Annotated in this window: 20 protein-coding genes and 2 tRNA genes; 11 read left to right on the top strand and 11 right to left on the bottom strand. The window is 66.7% G+C overall.

Features of this window, described 5'->3' with window-relative positions:
- Positions 1 to 41: 41 nt before the first annotated feature.
- The 5 genes from OG558_RS27225 (at position 42) to OG558_RS27205 (ending at position 3,126) form a co-directional block, all read left to right on the top strand.
- The gene (locus OG558_RS27225) at positions 42 to 926 is read left to right on the top strand and encodes an RNA polymerase sigma factor RpoD/SigA (protein ID WP_405065549.1); all 885 of its coding nucleotides are present in this window, start codon (positions 42 to 44) and stop codon (positions 924 to 926) included.
- Between the two features lie 46 nt (positions 927 to 972).
- Positions 973 to 1,512 carry a hypothetical protein gene (locus tag OG558_RS27220; RefSeq protein WP_405065548.1) on the top strand — a complete coding sequence of 180 codons (540 nt, stop codon included), beginning with the start codon at positions 973 to 975 and terminating at the stop codon, positions 1,510 to 1,512.
- A 105-nt stretch (positions 1,513 to 1,617) separates the two neighbouring features.
- Positions 1,618 to 1,690 (top strand) — tRNA-Asn (locus tag OG558_RS27215).
- A 194-nt stretch (positions 1,691 to 1,884) separates the two neighbouring features.
- Positions 1,885 to 2,343, top strand: a complete 459-nt coding sequence (locus OG558_RS27210) for a DUF4232 domain-containing protein (RefSeq protein WP_405065547.1) — start codon at positions 1,885 to 1,887, stop codon at positions 2,341 to 2,343.
- Between the two features lie 126 nt (positions 2,344 to 2,469).
- Positions 2,470 to 3,126 carry a hypothetical protein gene (locus tag OG558_RS27205; protein WP_405065546.1) on the top strand — a complete coding sequence of 219 codons (657 nt, stop codon included), beginning with the start codon at positions 2,470 to 2,472 and terminating at the stop codon, positions 3,124 to 3,126.
- Between the two features lie 91 nt (positions 3,127 to 3,217).
- Here OG558_RS27205 and OG558_RS27200 read toward each other — a convergent pair whose 3' ends face one another.
- A complete protein-coding gene (locus tag OG558_RS27200) occupies positions 3,218 to 3,355 on the bottom strand; it encodes a hypothetical protein (protein WP_328522188.1) in 138 nt (45 codons plus the stop codon).
- Positions 3,356 to 3,498: 143 nt separating this feature from the next.
- Here OG558_RS27200 and OG558_RS27195 point away from each other — a divergent pair.
- The 3 genes from OG558_RS27195 (at position 3,499) to OG558_RS27185 (ending at position 5,048) form a co-directional block, all read left to right on the top strand.
- A tRNA-Ile gene (locus OG558_RS27195) sits at positions 3,499 to 3,572 on the top strand.
- A 204-nt stretch (positions 3,573 to 3,776) separates the two neighbouring features.
- A complete protein-coding gene (locus tag OG558_RS27190; protein WP_405065545.1) occupies positions 3,777 to 4,043 on the top strand; it encodes a hypothetical protein in 267 nt (88 codons plus the stop codon).
- Positions 4,044 to 4,838: 795 nt separating this feature from the next.
- Positions 4,839 to 5,048, top strand: coding sequence for a hypothetical protein (locus tag OG558_RS27185; RefSeq protein WP_405065544.1), 210 nt, complete (start codon positions 4,839 to 4,841; stop codon positions 5,046 to 5,048).
- A gap of 81 nt (positions 5,049 to 5,129) precedes the next feature.
- Here the strand turns inward: OG558_RS27185 and OG558_RS27180 are convergent, their stop codons facing one another.
- A complete protein-coding gene (locus tag OG558_RS27180) occupies positions 5,130 to 5,729 on the bottom strand; it encodes a dihydrofolate reductase family protein (RefSeq protein WP_405065543.1) in 600 nt (199 codons plus the stop codon).
- 74 nt (positions 5,730 to 5,803) lie between these two features.
- Positions 5,804 to 6,103: a hypothetical protein gene (locus tag OG558_RS27175; RefSeq protein WP_405065542.1), complete on the bottom strand. Its 300-nt coding sequence runs from the start codon at positions 6,101 to 6,103 to the stop codon at positions 5,804 to 5,806.
- Between the two features lie 185 nt (positions 6,104 to 6,288).
- Between OG558_RS27175 and OG558_RS27170 the strand changes: the two genes are divergently transcribed.
- Positions 6,289 to 7,332: a sigma-70 family RNA polymerase sigma factor gene (locus OG558_RS27170; protein ID WP_405065541.1), complete on the top strand. Its 1,044-nt coding sequence runs from the start codon at positions 6,289 to 6,291 to the stop codon at positions 7,330 to 7,332.
- A 516-nt stretch (positions 7,333 to 7,848) separates the two neighbouring features.
- Here the strand turns inward: OG558_RS27170 and OG558_RS27165 are convergent.
- Positions 7,849 to 8,679 (bottom strand): alpha/beta hydrolase, encoded by an 831-nt coding sequence (locus tag OG558_RS27165; RefSeq protein WP_329475434.1) that lies wholly within the window; start codon positions 8,677 to 8,679, stop codon positions 7,849 to 7,851.
- 264 nt (positions 8,680 to 8,943) lie between these two features.
- On the opposite strand from OG558_RS27165, the gene OG558_RS27160 reads away from it, so the two are divergent.
- Positions 8,944 to 9,198 (top strand): hypothetical protein, encoded by a 255-nt coding sequence (locus OG558_RS27160; protein WP_405065540.1) that lies wholly within the window; start codon positions 8,944 to 8,946, stop codon positions 9,196 to 9,198.
- A gap of 273 nt (positions 9,199 to 9,471) precedes the next feature.
- On the opposite strand, the gene OG558_RS27155 is transcribed toward OG558_RS27160, so the two are convergent.
- The 6 genes from OG558_RS27155 to nadA all read right to left on the bottom strand — a co-directional run bounded on the left by OG558_RS27155 (position 9,472) and on the right by nadA (position 16,456).
- Positions 9,472 to 9,618, bottom strand: coding sequence for a hypothetical protein (locus OG558_RS27155; RefSeq protein ID WP_405065539.1), 147 nt, complete (start codon positions 9,616 to 9,618; stop codon positions 9,472 to 9,474).
- 172 nt (positions 9,619 to 9,790) lie between these two features.
- Entirely contained in the window at positions 9,791 to 10,843 is a 1,053-nt protein-coding gene (locus OG558_RS27150; RefSeq protein ID WP_405072221.1) for a DUF6884 domain-containing protein, read from the bottom strand.
- A gap of 865 nt (positions 10,844 to 11,708) precedes the next feature.
- The gene (locus OG558_RS27145) at positions 11,709 to 12,992 is read right to left on the bottom strand and encodes an alpha/beta hydrolase (protein WP_405065538.1); all 1,284 of its coding nucleotides are present in this window, start codon (positions 12,990 to 12,992) and stop codon (positions 11,709 to 11,711) included.
- Positions 12,993 to 13,534: 542 nt separating this feature from the next.
- Positions 13,535 to 13,828, bottom strand: a complete 294-nt coding sequence (locus tag OG558_RS27140) for a DUF1330 domain-containing protein (protein WP_405065537.1) — start codon at positions 13,826 to 13,828, stop codon at positions 13,535 to 13,537.
- 139 nt (positions 13,829 to 13,967) lie between these two features.
- Positions 13,968 to 15,479: an L-aspartate oxidase gene (nadB, locus tag OG558_RS27135; RefSeq protein WP_405065536.1), complete on the bottom strand. Its 1,512-nt coding sequence runs from the start codon at positions 15,477 to 15,479 to the stop codon at positions 13,968 to 13,970.
- Positions 15,476 to 16,456, bottom strand: a complete 981-nt coding sequence (gene nadA / locus OG558_RS27130) for a quinolinate synthase NadA (RefSeq protein ID WP_405065535.1) — start codon at positions 16,454 to 16,456, stop codon at positions 15,476 to 15,478. The genes nadB and nadA overlap by 4 nt, the downstream gene beginning before the upstream one ends.
- A 70-nt stretch (positions 16,457 to 16,526) precedes the next feature.
- Here nadA and OG558_RS27125 point away from each other — a divergent pair, with 70 nt between their 5' ends.
- Positions 16,527 to 17,231 carry an NUDIX domain-containing protein gene (locus OG558_RS27125; protein WP_132195477.1) on the top strand — a complete coding sequence of 235 codons (705 nt, stop codon included), beginning with the start codon at positions 16,527 to 16,529 and terminating at the stop codon, positions 17,229 to 17,231.
- A gap of 6 nt (positions 17,232 to 17,237) precedes the next feature.
- Here the strand turns inward: OG558_RS27125 and nadC are convergent, their stop codons facing one another.
- A complete protein-coding gene (nadC, locus tag OG558_RS27120) occupies positions 17,238 to 18,125 on the bottom strand; it encodes a carboxylating nicotinate-nucleotide diphosphorylase (RefSeq protein ID WP_405065534.1) in 888 nt (295 codons plus the stop codon).
- Positions 18,126 to 18,245: the final 120 nt, after the last annotated feature.

Below are 18,245 nucleotides of genomic sequence, written 5' to 3'. Positions count from 1 at the left end.
GTCCGATCACGGCACTCTCTTTGACAAGGAGAGGGGCACGGATGGCTGAACTGGACTGTGAACCGGCGGACGTTTCCGCGCTGGTGGCCTACCTGCGCGACATCGGGCGGCACGAACTACTGACTCTGGAGGAGGTGAGCGAGCACTCGTACTGGATCGAGGCCGGGCTGCTGGCGGCCGAGCGGCTGCGCATCGATCCGGGCCGGCACGATCCGGCCGACCTGCGGCAGGTCGTCGCGCTCGGGAAGCACTCGTGGCGGCGGATGGTCGAGGGCAACCTGCGGCTGGTCGTCTCGCTGGCCCGGCGGTACACCGGCAAGGGCATCTCACTTCTGGATCTGATCCAGGAGGGCAACATCGGGCTGATGCGAGCGGTCGAGCGGTTCGACCACCGGCTCGGTCACCGGTTCTCGACGTACGCGATCTGGTGGATCCGGCAGTCGATCGGCCGCGCGATCTCGGACCGGTCCCGGTTGGTGCGGATGCCGGCGCAGGCGTACACCGATGCCTGCCGCCTCGCGTCGCTGCGCCACGACCTGACCCAGTCCCTTGGCCGCGAGCCCACGACCGCGGACCTCGCCACGGCAAGCGGCCTCACCGCGGCCCGGGTCGAGCGCGCCGAGGCCTGGCGAATCCACCCCGACACCCTCGACGCCGACGACTCCGAACCAGTCATCGACGACGCCCCGATCGTTCTCCGAGCCGCCCTCCGCCGCGACATCGCCCACCACCTCCAGTTCCTCGACGACCTCCACCAGGCCGTCCTCGTCCACCGCTACGGACTCCAGGACCACGCCCCCTGCACCCCTGAAGAAACCGCCAGCGCCCTCCATCTGACCCCCGACCAGGTCCGCACCCTCGAAAAGGAAGCCCTCCGCCACCTCCGCCGCCAAGCCATCCCCCACCTCCGCGACTACGCGGCCTGACCTGCCCCCCACACACAGCGTTTGGAGCAACTGGAATGATGAAGATGTGAAACTCCGGCGTACGTCCTGGCCGCGCGAGTTGGCTGACGCAGTGACCGTCGCCTCGCGCGACGCGTCCGGCGCGAAGGACGACATCCTCGCGGCGGTCCGACTGACGGACGGGCACTGGGTCGCCGGCACGAGGTCTGCCGTCTACCTGCCGACCGACTCTCCGGACACCTTCCGCCGGGTCGGCTGGGAGAAGATCGAGCGCGCCGGGTGGGACTCTGAGGCGTCGATCCTGAACATCTTCGAGACCACCGACTTCGGTACGCCGTTGCGCGCGACGGAGCTCAAGGTCGACGACCCCGGCCGCTTCGGCCAGCTCCTGCGCGAACGCGTCGACGCGAGCATCGTCATCCAGCGCCACGTCCCGCTCGCCGGCAAGCGCGGCGTCCGGATCATCGGCCGCCGCAACCCGTCCACCACCGACGCCGCGGTCACCTGGAACTTCGTTCTGGACAAGGGATTGGAGCCCGACCACCCCGGCGTACTGGACGCCGCCGAAGCAGCCCTCCGAGAAGTCCGCGAGGAGTTCGGAATCTGACGCAGAAGTCAGCCTCCAGGCCGGCGAATCCCGTTTTTGTAGTTCGGGTCGCGCCTGCTAACCTACTCAGGTCCTCGGGGTTCGGGGGGCAGGAAACACCCACGATCCCGCGTAGCTCAATTGGCAGAGCAGCCGGCTGTTAACCGGCAGGTTACTGGTTCGAGTCCAGTCGCGGGAGCAACACACCAAGCCGGTCTCCTCTGGAGCCGGCTTTCTTCATGCCCGCACCCCAGCGGCCGTGAGCACAGAGGCGGGTAGGTTCGGCGGCTCTGGGTGGGGCTGGCCGGAGCATTGCTGTTGGTGACCGAATGCGGCACCCAGAGTGCGGTTGGCGGAATACCCGAGCGGACGCCGACCCCATCCGAGCACTCAGTGCCGACACCCCGGCCGACGCCCACTCCGCCACCCTCCACATGCCCCAGCACCGGGGCGTCGATCTCGGTCGGCCAGGTCGACGCGGCCCTGGGACACCGCGCCGTCGTCATCAAGCTGACCAACTGCCACTCCGGCGTTTTGACCGTCAACGGCTACCCCGACGTGACCGTCCTGGACGCCAAGCGCAGGCCCATGAAGGTGACCGTCACACACGGTCTGTCGTACATGGCCATCGACCCCGGACCCACCAAGCTCAGCCTGCGGAAGGGCGAATCCGCCCTCGCGGCCGTCTCATGGTCCAACACTGTGGAAGCCGGCGAAGACAAAGCCGCCGGCACCTACCTGTCCATCGCCAGAAGCACGCGGGACAAGCCAGTGGTCTGGCCTGTCGACACCGACATCGGCACCACGGCCAAGATCACCCTCACCGCCTGGTGCCTGACGTTCCCGACCTGACGTCCCGACCACGGCGCGCTGGTCCAATTCCCGCGACACGCGGTTCCTAATTTGGCCTATACCAGCTATTCCCGTACCGTGCTCCTGATCCCGAGGGGGGCCTCGGGGATGAGGGGAAGGAACCCTGTGAACATCAAGAAGATCCTGAACAGCAAGAGCGGCCGTCTGATGGTCGCCGCTGTACTGGGGGCCGGCGTGCTGGTCGGAGTCTCCGTCGCGGCGAACGGCGCCGTGAAGCCGGACTGCAAGTCCCTGTCGTACCCGCTGTGCCCGCGGTCGGTCGCGGCGACCCAGGTCGTCGACAACAGCGTGCCGGCGAGCAAGCTCGCACCCGCCGACCGCGCTGCGTTCCTGAAGGACTCGAACGGCAAGCTCGGCGTTTCGAAGACGTTCGACCCGGTCGTGATCGCCCACATCGGCGGCTCGTTCAAGACCGGCAAGACCAAGGTCGGCGAGTTCACGCTGCCGTCCGGCACCTGGCTGATCAACTCGTCCGCGTTCTTCGCCCGCACCGCCGCGGGCCCGGCGGGCACCCGGCCGCAGCTGGCTCTCCGGGTAGGGGCATCCGACACCGCGTTCGGTGACGACTACGGCACCATCCTCGGCGCCGAGATCTCCCCCTCGAAGGACCGGGAGCTGACCGGCTCGACCGTGAAGGTCGTGAAGGTGACCGCTTCGACCAAGGTCGAGGTGTTCGCCTTCGGCTACAACGACGACGCCGGTTCGGCCGGATCCGGCGACATCACCGCCGCGGCTGACGTGGTCGCAGTACAGGTCGGCTGACCTCGTCCGCAAGCCATCGGGGCCCCGACCGCAGCCTGCGGTCGGGGCCTTCGCACGTCCGCCCTCCGGAAGAGGGCTCCGCGGCCGGCGCCTACTTGCCCTTCCGCCGGTCGATCGCGCGCTGAATACGCTGCTGCGGTTGCCCGGTCAGCTTCGCGATCAGCGGCACCCGATACTTGTACGCCGCGATCGCGCCCACCACGAGCACGAGGAAAATGAACCAGCCCATCGGCCTTCCCTTCCACGGAACAGCCCTGCACAGGACCTGCCTCCATCATGCCCGGTCCGACCCAACCACCACTCCGTCAAACCCCTGACCCACCCCTGGTTTCCCACCTCTCCCACTCCCACCAGATACGATCCTCCGAGCACGGGGCGGTAGCTCAGCTGGTTAGAGCAGGGGACTCATAATCCCTGGGTCGCGGGTTCGAGTCCCGCCCGCCCTACGGCATGAACCCGCAGGTCAGAGCAACTTCGACCCTCTGGCCTGCGGGGTGGCACCGAAGCGCGTGCCATGGGCCGTGCCATGAAGCCCGTGCTACCGTCCGTGCACGGCCGATGAATCCCGTAGGTCGAGGCGACAGCGTGGGTCGATCCGGCGCCTCAAGTCGGGATCGCTCCAGGTCCGCGTCTACGCCGGCGTTGACCCGGTGACGAAGAAGGACCTCTACCTCACCGCAGTTATCCCGGCAGGCCCGCGCCAGGAGAGGGAAGCAGATAAGGCGCGCACCCGGCTTCTCAGCCAGGTCGATGAGAAGCGAAATCCCAAGACGCGTGCAACGGTCGCGCAGTTGATGACGAGGTACTTCTCGGTGCTGGACGCGGACACGCAGACAGTCCGTGGCTACCCGTCGAAGTACGAAACTCACATCAAGCCGCTGCTCGGCACGACGCAGCTGTCGGCGCCTCGACGTTGAGACGCTCGACAGCTTCTATGCCGAGCTGCGCAGATGTCGCATTCATTGCCAGGGACGAAAGAAGGACATCGAGCATCGAACAACCCGTCCACACCAGTGCGACGAGCATGTCCGCGACCGTTGCCCGCGCAACAATCCTGAGAGATGCCGTAGATGCCGTCGAGTGTGCAAGCCCCACGTCTGCCCGGCAGCATGGTGCCGGACCAGATCGCGAAGGTGGGCCAGTCGGCCGCCGCGTGGCAAAGCGACATCTTGGAGCAGGAACCGATGACCTTCTCATTACGAGGGAGAACTACAGCGTCGGATCTGCTCTACCAGAGCTTCTAACAACACGGCCGCCCCCAACGAGCGCGAGATTCCCCATGAGTATCCGTCGTTTGGTGCCACGAGTCATGCCATGCATCTCGACCACCCTGGTCGCAGCTCAGGCCTGGTCGTGCCCGACCAAGTGCACCGGCCCGCCTTCTAATCTGTAGGACCCGCCCGGCTTCATTCCTGACCGGGTGGCCCCCAAGAACTCCCGTCGCCCGCGGTGCCGAACTCCCTGTCATTGGTGTTGTTGGAGTCACGCTGGGGTCAGCCTGAACAACAAGGTGCCGGTTCGACGTCGCCCCTGACCGACCTTCCGGCCTGCGGGACGATCGCAGCTCGCTACGGTGACCGCGCGAACGACGAACCGGTGACCATCAAGCTCACACACGACCAGGCCCTGGTCCTCTCGGACTGGCTGTACGCCGTGACGATGAGGTCGGATCAGCTGAACGCGATCGTGCCCGACCGAGCAGCCTGGCGCCGTTGCGGACGATTGCCGCCACGCCCGACAAAGCGCTGCCAGAGATCTTCGCGCCGGATCGTAGAGTGTGGTGGCAGATGACGGCGGCGATGATCAGGGCCATGGTGGGGTCGAGCCAGTTTGAGCTGCCGGTACCGCGGATGACCGCTCCCGTGACGGCGACGCCTGCGGCGGCCGTTGTGGCGCGCATTGCATCCGGCGATGTGGGTTGAGCTTGGAGCTTCCACCGCTCGGGATATCGCTTCCTAGCGCGCTGCCCTGCGCTGGATGGCGCAGGGGCAGCCGTTCTCGATTTAGTTCTTCTCGAATTCGTAGGTGTAGAACACCAGGCCGTCACCGATCTTTCGTGTGCTGACGAGGTTCAGCGCCTTCTTGTCGCTGGTCTCGTCGAAGACACGCTGGCCGATTCCCAACACGACCGGGAAAACTACCAGCCGCAGTTCATCGACCAGGTCCTGTTCCAGCAGTGTGCGCACGAGCTGGTAGCTGCCGTAGACCAGGATTTCGCCGTCCACTTTCCGCTTCAGCTCCGAGATCTCTTTCACCACGTCGCCGTTGAGGACCGTGGCGTTGCTCCACTGAGGACCTTCGAGGGTCGACGACACGACGTACTTGGGGATGCTTTTCACTCGGTTCGCCCACTCGGGGCTTACGCGGACATCCGCGCCATCGCGCGACAGCATCCGGGCCGCGAACCACTCACTGGTCCGCCCGCCCAGCAGTAGCGCCGCGGCACCCAGCGCTTCCTCGGTCTCGCGGGCGACCCAGTCTTCGAGGTCCTTGCCCCCCACGAACTGGTGGAACCAGCCGCCCCGCTCGAAGCCCTCCTCACCGTCGGGGTCTCGGACCACTCCGTCAAGGGTGACATTTGAGCTGATGACGATCTTTCCCATTCCGTGCTCCTTTGACGATGTTGTCGGCCATCACTGATCCAGACAGCGCGCCGTCGCTGCGGTCATGGCGTTGCTCATGACCCGGCGGTTTCCATCGCGGGGCCGACCTCGACCCCGCCGCCGACCCGCATCACCGGACAGTCCTTGGCCAGCGCCACCGCGGAGTCCATGTCGACGGCGGACACCACCGAGTGGCCGATCATCCGGAAGCCGCTGCCGCCGACCTCGCCGAGCGAGGCGTAATCGGTCACAGCGTGGCCGACGTCCACCAGCGCCGCGCCCAGCCCGCCGAACCAGGCCTGCCACTCGGCCGGCGTCTCGGCGGCGGGCCTGTAGTCGGAGGGCACACGGTAGGAGAAGACGTACGCGGCCATGATCTGTGGTCCTGTTCTGTAGTCGGGCGAGCCCCGGATTTGGGACCGCCTCTAACCGGGTAGACGCCGGCACGGCGATCAATTGGGCGCGCAGACACCGCCCAATTCGCGGGGCCGACGGCGTCTTTATTAGTAAGCAAGTCGAACGCGGCCTGCGGAAAGAAGAAAGGCGAGGATGCATGCCGATGGAGATGGACACGACGGACCTGATCGCTCGGGCTCGGGCCGGCGACCACAACGCGTTCCGCGACCTGGTCCAGGGCCACTCCCACGAGTTGCAGGTGCACTGCTACCGCATCCTGGGATCCCTGCAGGACGCCGAGGACGCACTCCAGGAGACCCTCGTGTCCGCCTGGCGTAACCTCGGCGAGTTCAGCCAGCGGTCCTCGCTGCGGACCTGGCTGTATCAGATCGCGACCAATCGGTGCCTGGACATGTTGCGCGCCGACAGCCGACGCCCCCGCATCGCACCCCCGCTGCCCCAGGCCACCCTGCCCGAACCCACCGGCGCCGGCGACCCACCCTGGCTGGAACCCTACCCCGACGTCCTGCTCGACCACCTCCTCGACCAGCGCCCCGGACCGGAAGCCCGCTACGAGACCACCGAGGCCATCTCCCTGGCCTTCATCACCGCCCTGCAACTGCTGCCCCCACGCCAACGCGCCGCGCTCGTCCTGCGCGACGTCCTGGGCTACCACGCCGCCGAAGTCGCCCAGATGCTCGATGCCACCCAGGAATCGGTTCAAAGCGCCCTCAAACGCGCCCGCGCCACCGTCGACAACCACCTCGCCGACTCCAGCAGCACCGGCAGCACCGGCAGCGGCAGGCCTGCACGCCAACCCGACACCGCGGCCGAACACCGGCTCGTCGCCCGGTTCACCGACGCCCTGGAACGCGCCGACCTGGACGCCCTGATCGAACTGCTCGTCACCGACGTGAGACTCTCCATGCCCCCCGTCACGCTGGAATACCGCGGCATCGAATCAGCCCAGCGCGTCTTCGCCGCCGTCGTCTTCCGCCCCGGCCTCACCTACCGCGTGGTACCCACCCGCGCCAACGGCCAGCCCGCCTTCGGCTTGTACCAGGCAGACCCCCACGCCGGTGCCTACCGCGCCTACGGCCTCCAAGTCATCACCACCGCCGACGACCACATCACCGCCATCACCTGCTTCAACACCAACGTCATGACACGCTTCGGACTACCCCGAACCCTCCCCGAAACAGATTGACAGACTTCTGGCGCCACCCAATTGTTGTCCCGCGCTTGAAGGCAGAACTCGGATGGTTGCCTCGGGCTGCTTCAACGAAGCTCCGGCTCGGGGCGCCGCCCCCATAGCCTTGCATCGCCGGCGAGCCGCGGCAGCAAGCCGGGCGGCCCGCGTCAGTGCACGCTCGAGTTTCCGCGTCCGGCTCTGGGCCTGGCGCAGTTCGCGGCGGGCCTGCCGCACCACTCAGTTCAGCGTGGGAACACCTGGGAACGAACAGGTGTCGATTCGAGTCGTCTGGAGACGGAATCGGCCGAACTGATGTTGGCTGGCCAGGCCTGGAAGGGGTTGGTGTCGACGGTGTACCTCGGTTTCCTAAACCGGGCATCATCCGCTGAGCTGCGGGCCGCGCTGCCCGATCAGCCTCCGCGCTGTAGCAGGCGGCCAGAGTGAGATGATCTGTAGTCCACACGGCTCCGGATCATCAAAGGGTCGCCGCGCACGTCCACGACCGCCACATCACCAGATCACGGCCTGCGGCTAGGTTCGCGCGTTGCGCACGGCCCAATCGAGCGAGTAGTCCGCCACTTCTTCCCAGCCGTCCTGGGAGAATGTGGAATGGGAGCGGTCGGGGTACTCCTTGAGCTCGGTGAGTGCGCCCGTCTTCTTCTGGATCTTGTAGGCGGCGCGGGTCGACACCGCGGGCACGGTGTGGTCCTTGCCGTTGGCGAGGAACAGCAGCGGCGCGCGGCTCGAGTTGTGCCGGTTAACCCTCGTCACCGCGTGGGGTGTGAAGTTGGCGAGCGCCGCCTGGAAAAGCGGGCGCCCCGGCCCCGGAACCGCGAGCCTGTCGTAGATCGGTCTCGACTCCTCGAGTGTGCGCGTGTTGGTGAAGCCGTAGTGGAATTCCTCCGGTGTGAGCATCTGAGTCCTGTGGCGGTTGGCCGGGTTCTTTAGCGCCACCGACGCGACCTTGGCCTGGGCGAGGGGCAGGGTGTATACGCCGTGGATCTGCGCCGGGCTGATCGCCACGGCCGAGGCGCCAAGGCCGCGGTCCAGCAGGAGCTGCGTGATGAGGCCGCCGAACGAGTGGCCCATGATGATGGGCGGGGCGTCGAGACCGCGAATGATCCGGTCGTAGTGGTCGGTGATCTCCTTTATCCCGAGCCGCTCGTACTTGGAGGTGTTTTGGCGGACCTCCTCCACCGTTCCCTCGAGTCCCGGCCAGGCCGGTGCTAGCACGGTGTGGCCCTTCGACTCGAAGCGCTGCTTCCAGCCTTCCCAGCTGAGCGGCGTGAGCCAAAGACCGTGAATGAGGACGATGGTCGGCTTCTGCGCCGCCGGGGTGGCCTCGGGTGTGTTCGTGGTCATGAGGCTCCGATCCAGGGAAGGGGTGCGGGTACTGACGCGGGATCACAACGCCTCGCGCTGACCTTCAGCACTCATTCGTGTTCCCTTGTTCACGGTGCGCGCTTCTCGTACCCCGCCGCAGCGCCCGGGTACGCCCAACCAGACTGGTCCGGTCCGCCAGGACAGGCATCATCCGGTGCGGGTGAAGCGCCGCGCAACCCACGACGTGACCACTGTTCGGGTACATGAGGGCTACTTCCGCCCGATCGTTCGAATCAACAATCGATGTTCGCCGCCCTCGCGGTCTCACGCTGGATCGAGGACACCACCGAATGGTCGATCAAGAAGTTCGTCCCCACCACCCGCCGATACCACACCATCGAAATCCAGGCCGGCGCCCACACCATCACCGCCGCCGACCCACTACCCGACGACCTACGCGAAATCCTGCGAACGATCCACGGCCGCGACGGTGCGCACTCGGCACAAGTTAGGTCCTCGCCTGGGCTGACTCTCGCGCGCCCAGCGCGCTGGGGCTAGATGATCACCTAGGGATGTTGCCGAGCTGCCGGCGGCCCCGGCATCCCGTGACACGGTTCATGACTGGAGTCAACTCGTGCTGCCAGAGGCGTCCAGAGGCGTCTGCGGCGGTAGTCCCGACGCCTAGAAGATGGCAGAAGGGGCAGTAGAACTGGCCCGGGCCGCGCCGGTCGGCGTCGTCGAGCTGATCGCCCCGCTGGTCCGACACTTGACACAGAAGGACCCCCGGAGTGCGGTTCCGGAGTCGTTGAGTATGCGGATGTGTTTCCGGGCTTACCGCTTACGCGCCTGGTTGCGTTGGGCTTGGGCGATGGCTCGCTGCGTTTCGCGGATGCCGAACATGACGAGCTTGGCCATGATCTGCATCACTGCGATGGTCAGTTTCACCACGCCGCTGATGATGGCTACGACGATGTCCACTGATGATTCCCCCTCTCTCGAGGTGATCGCGATTGGTGGGCTCGGTGTTACGGCTAGTCGCGCGCATCGTACGGGCTGGCCGTCGGTGTGCCCCGAACCTGACCCGGTGTCGGTCCAGGTCGGCGGCTGCGGGCGCCGGTGGCGGCGGGATCTCTTGGCCGAGCGATTCGCGTCAGCGTGATCGCGTCTTGCGGCCGTACTGCCGTCTGAGTTCCGTGAGTCGCCCGCGAATCGGACTCGGCGGCATCTTGTCGAGGTTGAGCGGTGGGTCTAGTTCGCGGAGAACGGCGCTCTCCAGTCCGTCGAGGGCGTCACCATCATCAACAGGGATTGTCACGAACCGCAGGTGCTCGTGCATCCATGCGGTTAAGCGCTCTTCGTCAATCTCTGTCTCCGTGCGAGCGCTTGCAAGGATTGATCCGAGGCTCAGACGGAAGGTCGAGAAGTCATGGCGGCCACCAAGGTGCATGCCGCGGATGCGGCCCCACAGCGTGTTGCTCGACTTTGGCCCGCTGCGTGGCCGCGTGGCACCAGCGAGCCCGGCGTAGATCAGGCCTGGGTGGACCGGTTGACCGAGCCCAGCCGTAAGGTCGCGCGAGCCATCGTGATCGACCCACCAACTGTAGAGCCCAGGCGACCGAAACTCGGTGACTCCGGTGACTGGGACCTCACCGGGCGTCCGCGCGCCGCCGCCCGGGCCGAGACGCTTGACGAGATCCACCACTGCGGAAAGCGGTAGAGCACGCTGTGTGTCAGACGCGTCGAGTCTCGACTCGCGGTACCAAGCCAGCTGCCGGCCCATCGTGAGCCCGAAAAGCGGCTCGACGACCTGTGCTCCAGCTGCTTGGAGCTGATCCCGAATCGGCTCGCAGTATGCCGCGCCGGCGTGAACCTCGATGACCTTCCCGGCGAGCGGCCCCACCTGGTCCTTGAGTTGATCGATGACCTGCGCGCCCCATGCGCGTCGATACTGACGCGACGTCTTGGACAGGCGCAGGTCGTATGGCTCCAGGACGGTTTCTGGCGCGACGAGCCCATGTTTCGCTGACAGAACAAACCAGGCAGCGCCGGAAGCCTCAGCATAGGCGCGTTCCTTCCGGAACAGCGCGGACGTGTAGAGGTCCTGGGCTGGTGCGGGACGGTCGAGCTGCTGCTTCACGCACCCGACGAGAACGAGGTCCGCTGAATCTGAAGTGCTGGGGACCGATCGGAGTGTCGGCGACATGCCGGGAGACACGGCTTGCCCCCCGGAGCGTCGTACGAAGGTCACGGAGTCCCCGACCCGGACGTCGATCGTTGTGAAGCCGGGCCATCCCGATCGGTCGCCCTTCCAGAAGGCGGCGTAATCATAAGCCGAGCGCGGTAGCCCACCTACGAGTTCGTCGAGTTCACCCCACGTGTAGGTGACTCGATCGTCGACCGATGCGAGCGCCTCGCGGAGGGGGGACCACTTCGCCATGACTCAAGTGTGGCCCAGCGGACAACGGCACGAAACGGCGAGCGCTCGGACAATCGGCGCGCACCGTATCCAGACAAGCCCCGGCTATTCATAGGGTTCAGTGATGGCGACGTCGGGATGTCGGTGGGGCCGGCTTCGTGATGGTGGTGCTTCGCGGGTACGTCGCTTGGCCCGCTGGCGCTGCCGGATGCGGTTCTCCGAGGGTCCTCGTGGCTGGTGTCGAGTGGGCTTCGGGCGGGTTCTGGGATCGCCACAGACTCCGCAAACGGGGGCACGGTGTGCATCGAGGAATACCGCGACATTGTCTATCTGTGCGACACGGCAGCCGATGGATTGGCGCCCAGGATGAACGTCGCCACCCAGAGCTCGTCCGGTCAATACAACACCCGCTACACCCTGACCGCCTCCGGCGGGAACGGAACATGCGTCCATGCCCAGGAGTCGGATGGCGGCTCCCACGACCTCCCATACGATGCCTGGATCCGCAGGCTCGGGGCTCGAGCTGACATACCTCTCTGAGCCAATTCGGCATCACGCGTGTCGCATACCAGTCGCGCTCGCGGTCGGCGCCGATGTCTGCGGCATCATCCGTTCGGCCAACCTTTCGCATCTGCGGACGGCGAATGCCGCGTCAGGGACCCTTCAGGGGTTCCCCGGTCTGCACGGATACGACCACGTCGTGGATCGCCTTGGTGACCGCGTCGGCATGAGCTGGGTTTTCCACGAAGGAAGCGTGGGTCGACCCCGACTCGACGCGATGAAGGCTGTTGGTCGACAGCGTGGCCATCTCGTTCTGAGCAGCGATCCATCCCTTGGCGTTGTCGAGTTCGGCGGTCAGGACGACCAGTGGCTTCGCACCGAGGCTGCGGAGTTCCCCGGCCTCGGCTTCGGACCGGTTCGCGACGCCGAACTCGTCGAGGAAGCCACTCATTTCCTTCCCGGTGGCGGCACTTGCACGCGCATCGTCGCGGTATCTGGGCGGTAGATCCGAGAAACCGGTGTCGGCGACAAGGTGCCCGACCCCCAGCCGAGAGGTCGTTGCGACCAGCGAGGACAGGTGCTTCAAGACGCTGTAAGAACTCGCCTTCTGCGGGGACACCGGGGTGCTCTTGGCGGCGGTGGAGTCGACCAGCACGAGACCGGCGACCTCCTCGGGATACTTCGCGGCGTACGTCCTCACGTACAGGCCGCCAAAGGAATGCCCGGCCAGTACGTACGGACCCGGAACGTGTGCGCGATCCAGCAGATTGTGCAGATCGGTGGCGATCTGCGCACCATCGGGCGGACTCGCGGCAGGATCACTCCAGCCACGCCCCGCCCGGTCGTACACGCACACTCTGCTGTCGCGGGCCACAGCGGGTGCGATCAGCCCCATCGAGGCCGCGGAGCCGCCGCCACCCGGTTCAAGAATCACGGTCGGGCCGCGTGAGCCAGTGCACTCCAGGTGGAGTCGGTACGGTCCCACATCGACGAGCTGACCGCGCATGGCGACCGCAGGTTCGGTCGATTGGCGGATCGTCTCGTACGCTCCGCCGAGGGCGAAGATCACCAGGATGACCAGCACCGGGTTCAGCAGCCACACCCTGGTCCGGCTGTGCAGCGCGCGCCTGGCGCGGGTCCAGGCCCAGACCACCAAGACCACCAGCGCCGGCGGCCAGACCCACCCCAGCGCATCCACCATCGCGTCCGGGGCCAACAGCACCAGCGCCCCGGACAACGCCATGAAGATCGCCGGCGCCACGGCCCAGCGTTGTGGCTGATCGGTGAACCGAGTAGACAGAACCGCCATCAGCGCCCACCCGAGCGCAAAACCGAACAGCACCATGGCGGTGGCGAAGTCCACATCTACCGTGCCGACTGGGAGGAACGGCAGGATCACCGCCGCAACGAAACCCGCGGCCAGCGATCCGGCCACGACCCCGCCAACGTGCGAGCGCCCTGGCCCCGGGCCGGCGGGAACGTCCGTGTCTGGTGGCGGGTTGGAGACGCCCTCGGGGATCAAAGGATCGTGAATTGTCATCCTCGATGGCCTGTCTCCAGCGCAGTCACAGCCGGCTTCAAACGGTTCGCCGGGGCGACGCCGAGCGGAGTCAGCGCGCAGGAATTCCTCGGTGCCTCCAACCTACGCCGAGAAGCTACCAAACACGACACTCGGGAGTCCCGCCGTGCGCAGCATCTTGCCAGCGGCAAGATCGGACACAAGTCAAACATTCACCGGCGAAGCGTGCTCGCGGGCGAGCCCTCCTGACCTGACATCAGGCCGGCTGTCGGCGCCAGAAGCACGGGGGTTGTATCTGATGCAGGGACTCCCGTCTGGTCGCGTTTTCGGTGTCGTTGCAGGTCAGGGCCCGCATCGGTGGCGCGCCGTGGGATGGTGTGTGTGTTGTTGCTCCGGGCAAGTTGCACCAGCGAGAACCAAGAGGGTGGATCTTCAGTGAAGATCCGGCTGGGCCTCGGTCAGTCGATGCCTTCGACGATGCGGAAGTCGCGCTCGACGCCGTCGGACAGGGCGACCAGCGCGTCCTGGTAGGCCGCACTGTCGTGCGCCGCGACGGCCTGCTCGAAGCTGTCGAACTCGATCAGGACGGTGCGCTCGGCGATTCCGGCGTCATGCGCCACGACTCGACCGCCACGGACGAGGACCCGACCGCCTCCGGCCTTCACGGCCGGGGCGGCCAGCTTGTTGTAAGCAGCCAGCTTGTCAGGGTCTGAAATGGTGCGGTAGGCGCTGACCCAGTAGCCCTTGGGCATGGGACCTCCAGTGTTGGGATGAGTGCATCTGACTTACGGGTTGGTCTCGGACGAGCGTCGGCGGGCGACAGCGAGGCTTGACAGCGTCGCGATCGCCATGGCGCCGATGGCGCTGCCCAGGGAGTACCCGACGCGGAGCTCAGGTTGCGGCTGAGTGGAGAAGCTGACGCACAGCTGGGCGACCCTCCTCGTCGAGACGGATGACAAGATGCCGGTTCCACCGTTCGTCGGTACGGGGGTGGTCGGAGCGCCAGTGACACCCGCGGCTGTCCTCCCGGGTGATCGCTGCCGCGACGACCGTTCGCGCCACCGTCGCCAGGGGGCCGTCTCCCGCCGACTCGAGCTCGTCGAGGGCGGTCTGCAATCCGGCGCCGTCGCGGCGGATACCGGCGTGTTCAGTCAGGATCGCCCGGATCCTGTCCGGTTCGCGGTCCTCTCCCAAGGTCAGCCAACTGGGCTGCCCGTACGACTCCGCGGGCAGGTCGAGGGTCAGAGCCGTGGCGACACGCCGCCCGAAGACCAGGCCTTCGAGCAGGCTGTTGGATGCCAGTCTGTTGGCTCCGTGGACGCCACCGCCCGCGGCCTCGCCGACGGCGTAGAGACCCGGCACATCGGTTGCGCCGTCGCGGTTCGTCCGGATTCCGCCGCACAGGAAGTGTTCGGCCGGGGCTACCGGGATCGGCTCGCTCAGCATGTCGACGCCGATTCGCCGGCAGGACGCCAGGACGGTCGGGAACCGCCGGCAGATGGTGTCCTCCGGGATCGACCGGGCGTCCAGCCACACGTGCTCGCACCCGTCGCGTCGCATCGTCGACTCGATGGCCCGGGCAACGATGTCCCGCGGAGCGAGGTCGGCATGCGGGTGCACGTCGGTCATGATCCTGCCGCCGCGCAGGTCACGGAGTACGGCGCCTTCACCGCGGACGGCCTCGGTGACCAAGGGGAGCTGACCTGTGCTGTCGCCGGTGAAGAGTGCGGTCGGATGGAACTGTACGAACTCCATGTCGACCAGCGACGCCCCGGCCTGCAGCGCCAAGGCGATGCCGTCGCCGCGGACGGTCGACGGATTCGTGCTGGCCAGGTAGGCGTTGCCGATCCCGCCGGTGGCCAGCACGACGGCGCGAGCGTCGATCTGGCTGACGTCCGCGTCCTCCTCGACGAGTACGCCGGCGATGTGTCCGGAGCCCGACTTGATCAGGCCGACGGCCCGTCCTGTCACCGTCCGGACGCCGGCGAGCTGCACTGCCTGGTGGAGTGCGCGATGAACTTCGGCGCCGCTGGCATCGCCGCCGGCATGGACAACCCGGTGGCGGTCGTGGCCACCTTCGAGGGTTCTCGACAGTGAACCGTCGCTGTCGCGGTCGAAACGAGCGCCCAGGGCGATCAGTTCGGCCAGGCGTTGTGGACCTTCCTCGACGAGCGCGCGGACATTGCGCGGGTCGCAGAATCCTGCGCCGGCGATCTCGGTGTCGTGGGCGTGGTCGAACGGGTCGTCGTCGCCGTACGCGGCGGCGATCCCGCCCTGTGCCCACGGTGTACTCCCGGAACCGGCACTGACAACGAGTACGTTCCGGGTCGCCGCGAGGCCCAGGGCGGCCGACAGGCCGGCCGCACCGCTGCCGATGACGACGACGTCGGCGGATCGTCTCACCGAGCACCACCGGGTCTGCCGATGGCAACCATCCGCTCAACCGACTGCCGGGCGCGCTCGGCCACGTCGAATGGCACCTCCACCTCGTCGCGGCCCTCACGGAGGCACCGCAGCAGCAGTTCGGGCGTGATCATCTTCATGAAGCGGCACGAGGCCTTCGGGTTCACCGGCCGGAAAGTCGTACGCTGGTTGACCTTGCGCAACTGATGGAGCATGCCGATCTCCGTCGCGATCAGCGCCGTCTTCGCGGTCATGTCGCGAGCGGCGCCGAGCATCCCGGAGGTCGAGAGAATCCGGGTCCGGTCCGCGGGCAGATCACCGACGCCGGCGAGCCAGATCGCCGACGACGCGCAGCCGCACTCCGGATGCACCAGAACCTCGGCCGTCGGATCGGCCGCCACCTGGGCCCGCAGATCGGCCGCACTGATCCCGGCGTGGACGTGGCATTCACCCATCCACACGTGGATGTTGTCGCGCCCCGTCTGCCGTCGCACGTGGTTGCCGAGGAACTGGTCGGGCAGGAACAGGATCGGCTGGTCCGCCGGGATCGACTCCACCACGTCCACAGCATTCGACGACGTGCAGCACACGTCGGCTTCCGCCTTGACCGCGGCGCTGGTGTTGACATAGGCAACCACCGCAGCCCCGGGATGCTCGGCCTTCCATTTGCGCACCTGATCGGCGTCGATCGTGTCGGCCAGCGAACACCCGGCCTGGGCCGTGGGGATCAGCACGGTCTTGTCCGGACTGAGGAGCTTCGCGGTCTCGGCCATGAAGTGCACGCCGCAGAAGACGATGGTCGATGCGTCGGTGCTGGCGGCGAGCCGCGACAGTTCGAGCGAGTCGCCGACATGATCGGCCACATCCTGGATCGCGGGGTCCTGATAGTTGTGGGCGAGGACGACCGCGTCCCGCTCGTGGGCCAGGCGTCGCACCTCTCCCGACCAGGTCGTCGCAGTGCTCTGGGCAACGGACATTGCCTGTTCCCTTCCCTCGGATGGTTTTCGCCCATTAGGCGATAACTAGGGTGACGGTACCATCGGCGACATGCCCGTCGCCAAGAAAAGTGATCCGGTCAACATCCCCAGCTATCCGCACGAGGTGCTGGCCGTGGTGCTTTCCGTCCGTGACGGCAATCTGTGCGTCCTGCTGTGGCGGCGCGGGCAGAGCCCGTTCAGGTATCGCTGGGCGCTGCCCGGGGGTGGCGTGCAGCCCACGGAACGGCTCAGGGAGGCGATCACCGGTCATCTCGCGGCGAAGGTCGATGTGCGTGATGTCGCCCATCTGGAGCAGTTGGCCACCCACAGTGCGATCGATCGAGATCCGCGGGCGCGGGTCCTCGCGACCGCGTACCTCGGGCTCGTTCCGTCCGACGTACAACCGAATCTGCCGGCCGACACGGCCTGGCACCGGGTGGACGAGTTGCCGCGTACGGCGTTCGACCACCACTACTTCATCGACGCGGCCGTGGGGCGGCTACGGGCGAAGCTCTCGTACACGAACATCGGGTTCGCTCTGGCTCCGGCTGAGTTCACCATCGCCGAGCTACGCGACCTGTTCAGTGCCGCCTTGGGCTATGAGCTCGGCGCGACCAATCTGACCCGAGTTCTGACCCGGCGACAGGTCATCGGCCCGACCGAGCGGACCGCCCGGCCCGGACAGTCCGGCGGGCGCCCCGCCGCGGTCTACAAATTCGTGGCCCGCGAGTTGACGGTGACCGACCCGTTCGCCGTACTGCGCCCACCTCGATGATCCGGCTCACGGCCGCACAGTCTGCTCCTGAGGCTCGAACGGACTGATCAGCAGGCTGGTGTCGAGCGCCGGTGCCGAGTGCGTCAGCGCGCCGACGGACACGGCGTCGACTCCGCTGGCGGCGATGTCGGCGACAGTCTCGAGACTGATGGTGCCGGAGGCCTCGAGCCGGCATCCGGATCCGGATGCGTCACGCTGCTCGACCACTGACCTGATGACGTCGGTGGACATGTTGTCGAGCATGATCCACTCGACCTGGCAGTCCAATGCCTCGTAGGCCTCGGCCAGGGTGGTGACTTCGACCTCGACGGCCAGGTGCCGGCGGGTCGCAGCCATGCCGTCGCGGACCCTTCGGACGGCTGAGCGGACGCCACCTGCGGCAGCCAGGTGGTTCTCCTTCAGAAGCACCATTGCGGCGAGGTCGAGTCTGTGGTTGGTTCCGCCGCCGCAGGTCACCGCGTACTTGTCCAGAGCCCGGAGGCCGGGCGCTGTCTTACGGGTGTCGAGAAGCTTCACCTCGTGCTGCCCGATGGCGGCCACGAACGCGGAGGTCAGCGTGGCGATGCCCGACATCCGCTGGACGAAGTTCAACGCCGCCCGCTCGCCGGTGATGATCGAGCGCGCCGGTCCACTGATCCACGCGAGCTGCTGCCCGGCGCGAACCGGGTCGCCGTCGGCAACGGCCGGTCGCACCGCGACGGACGGGTCGATCGCGTCGTACACGCTTTCTGTCAGTGGTAGGCCCGCTACTCGTCCCGGCTGCTTCGCGATCATCACTGCCTCGACGTCCATTTGCTCAGGGACGCTCCATCGAGTGGTCACATCGTCTGCTGCGTGGTCCTCCGACAGTGCGGTGCGGACGGCGGCTCGGATCGTGTCGGTAGCCAGTTGCATGAGTTCGTCTACCTGCCCTCGCTCGTGGTGTTCAGGTGTAGCACCTCCGCATCTTTGCCATCAGCAACCATGCGTCTTTCGAGGTGTTTTCGATCATCAGGCGATAACCGCGTATCACGG

The organism is Kribbella sp. NBC_01510 (assembly GCF_045040325.1).
In the GTDB taxonomy this organism is placed as follows: domain Bacteria; phylum Actinomycetota; class Actinomycetes; order Propionibacteriales; family Kribbellaceae; genus Kribbella.
Note: the sequence above shows the minus strand (reverse complement) of the source record. Positions and strands in the feature narration are given on the sequence as shown.

Excerpts from the sequence above, each read along its gene's own strand:
- OG558_RS27225 (WP_405065549.1), top strand. The coding sequence starts at position 42 with ATGGCTGAACTGGACTGTGAACCGGCGGACGTTTCCGCGCTGGTGGCC.
- OG558_RS27200 (WP_328522188.1), bottom strand. The coding sequence starts at position 3,355 with ATGGGCTGGTTCATTTTCCTCGTGCTCGTGGTGGGCGCGATCGCGGCG.
- OG558_RS27180 (WP_405065543.1), bottom strand. The coding sequence starts at position 5,729 with ATGGGAAAGATCGTCATCAGCTCAAATGTCACCCTTGACGGAGTGGTC.
- OG558_RS27175 (WP_405065542.1), bottom strand. The coding sequence starts at position 6,103 with ATGGCCGCGTACGTCTTCTCCTACCGTGTGCCCTCCGACTACAGGCCC.
- OG558_RS27170 (WP_405065541.1), top strand. The coding sequence starts at position 6,289 with ATGGAGATGGACACGACGGACCTGATCGCTCGGGCTCGGGCCGGCGAC.
- OG558_RS27165 (WP_329475434.1), bottom strand. The coding sequence starts at position 8,679 with ATGACCACGAACACACCCGAGGCCACCCCGGCGGCGCAGAAGCCGACC.
- OG558_RS27160 (WP_405065540.1), top strand. The coding sequence starts at position 8,944 with ATGTTCGCCGCCCTCGCGGTCTCACGCTGGATCGAGGACACCACCGAA.
- OG558_RS27150 (WP_405072221.1), bottom strand. The coding sequence starts at position 10,843 with ATGTCGCCGACACTCCGATCGGTCCCCAGCACTTCAGATTCAGCGGAC.
- OG558_RS27140 (WP_405065537.1), bottom strand. The coding sequence starts at position 13,828 with ATGCCCAAGGGCTACTGGGTCAGCGCCTACCGCACCATTTCAGACCCT.
- nadA (WP_405065535.1), bottom strand. The coding sequence starts at position 16,456 with ATGTCCGTTGCCCAGAGCACTGCGACGACCTGGTCGGGAGAGGTGCGA.
- OG558_RS27125 (WP_132195477.1), top strand. The coding sequence starts at position 16,527 with ATGCCCGTCGCCAAGAAAAGTGATCCGGTCAACATCCCCAGCTATCCG.
- nadC (WP_405065534.1), bottom strand. The coding sequence starts at position 18,125 with ATGCAACTGGCTACCGACACGATCCGAGCCGCCGTCCGCACCGCACTG.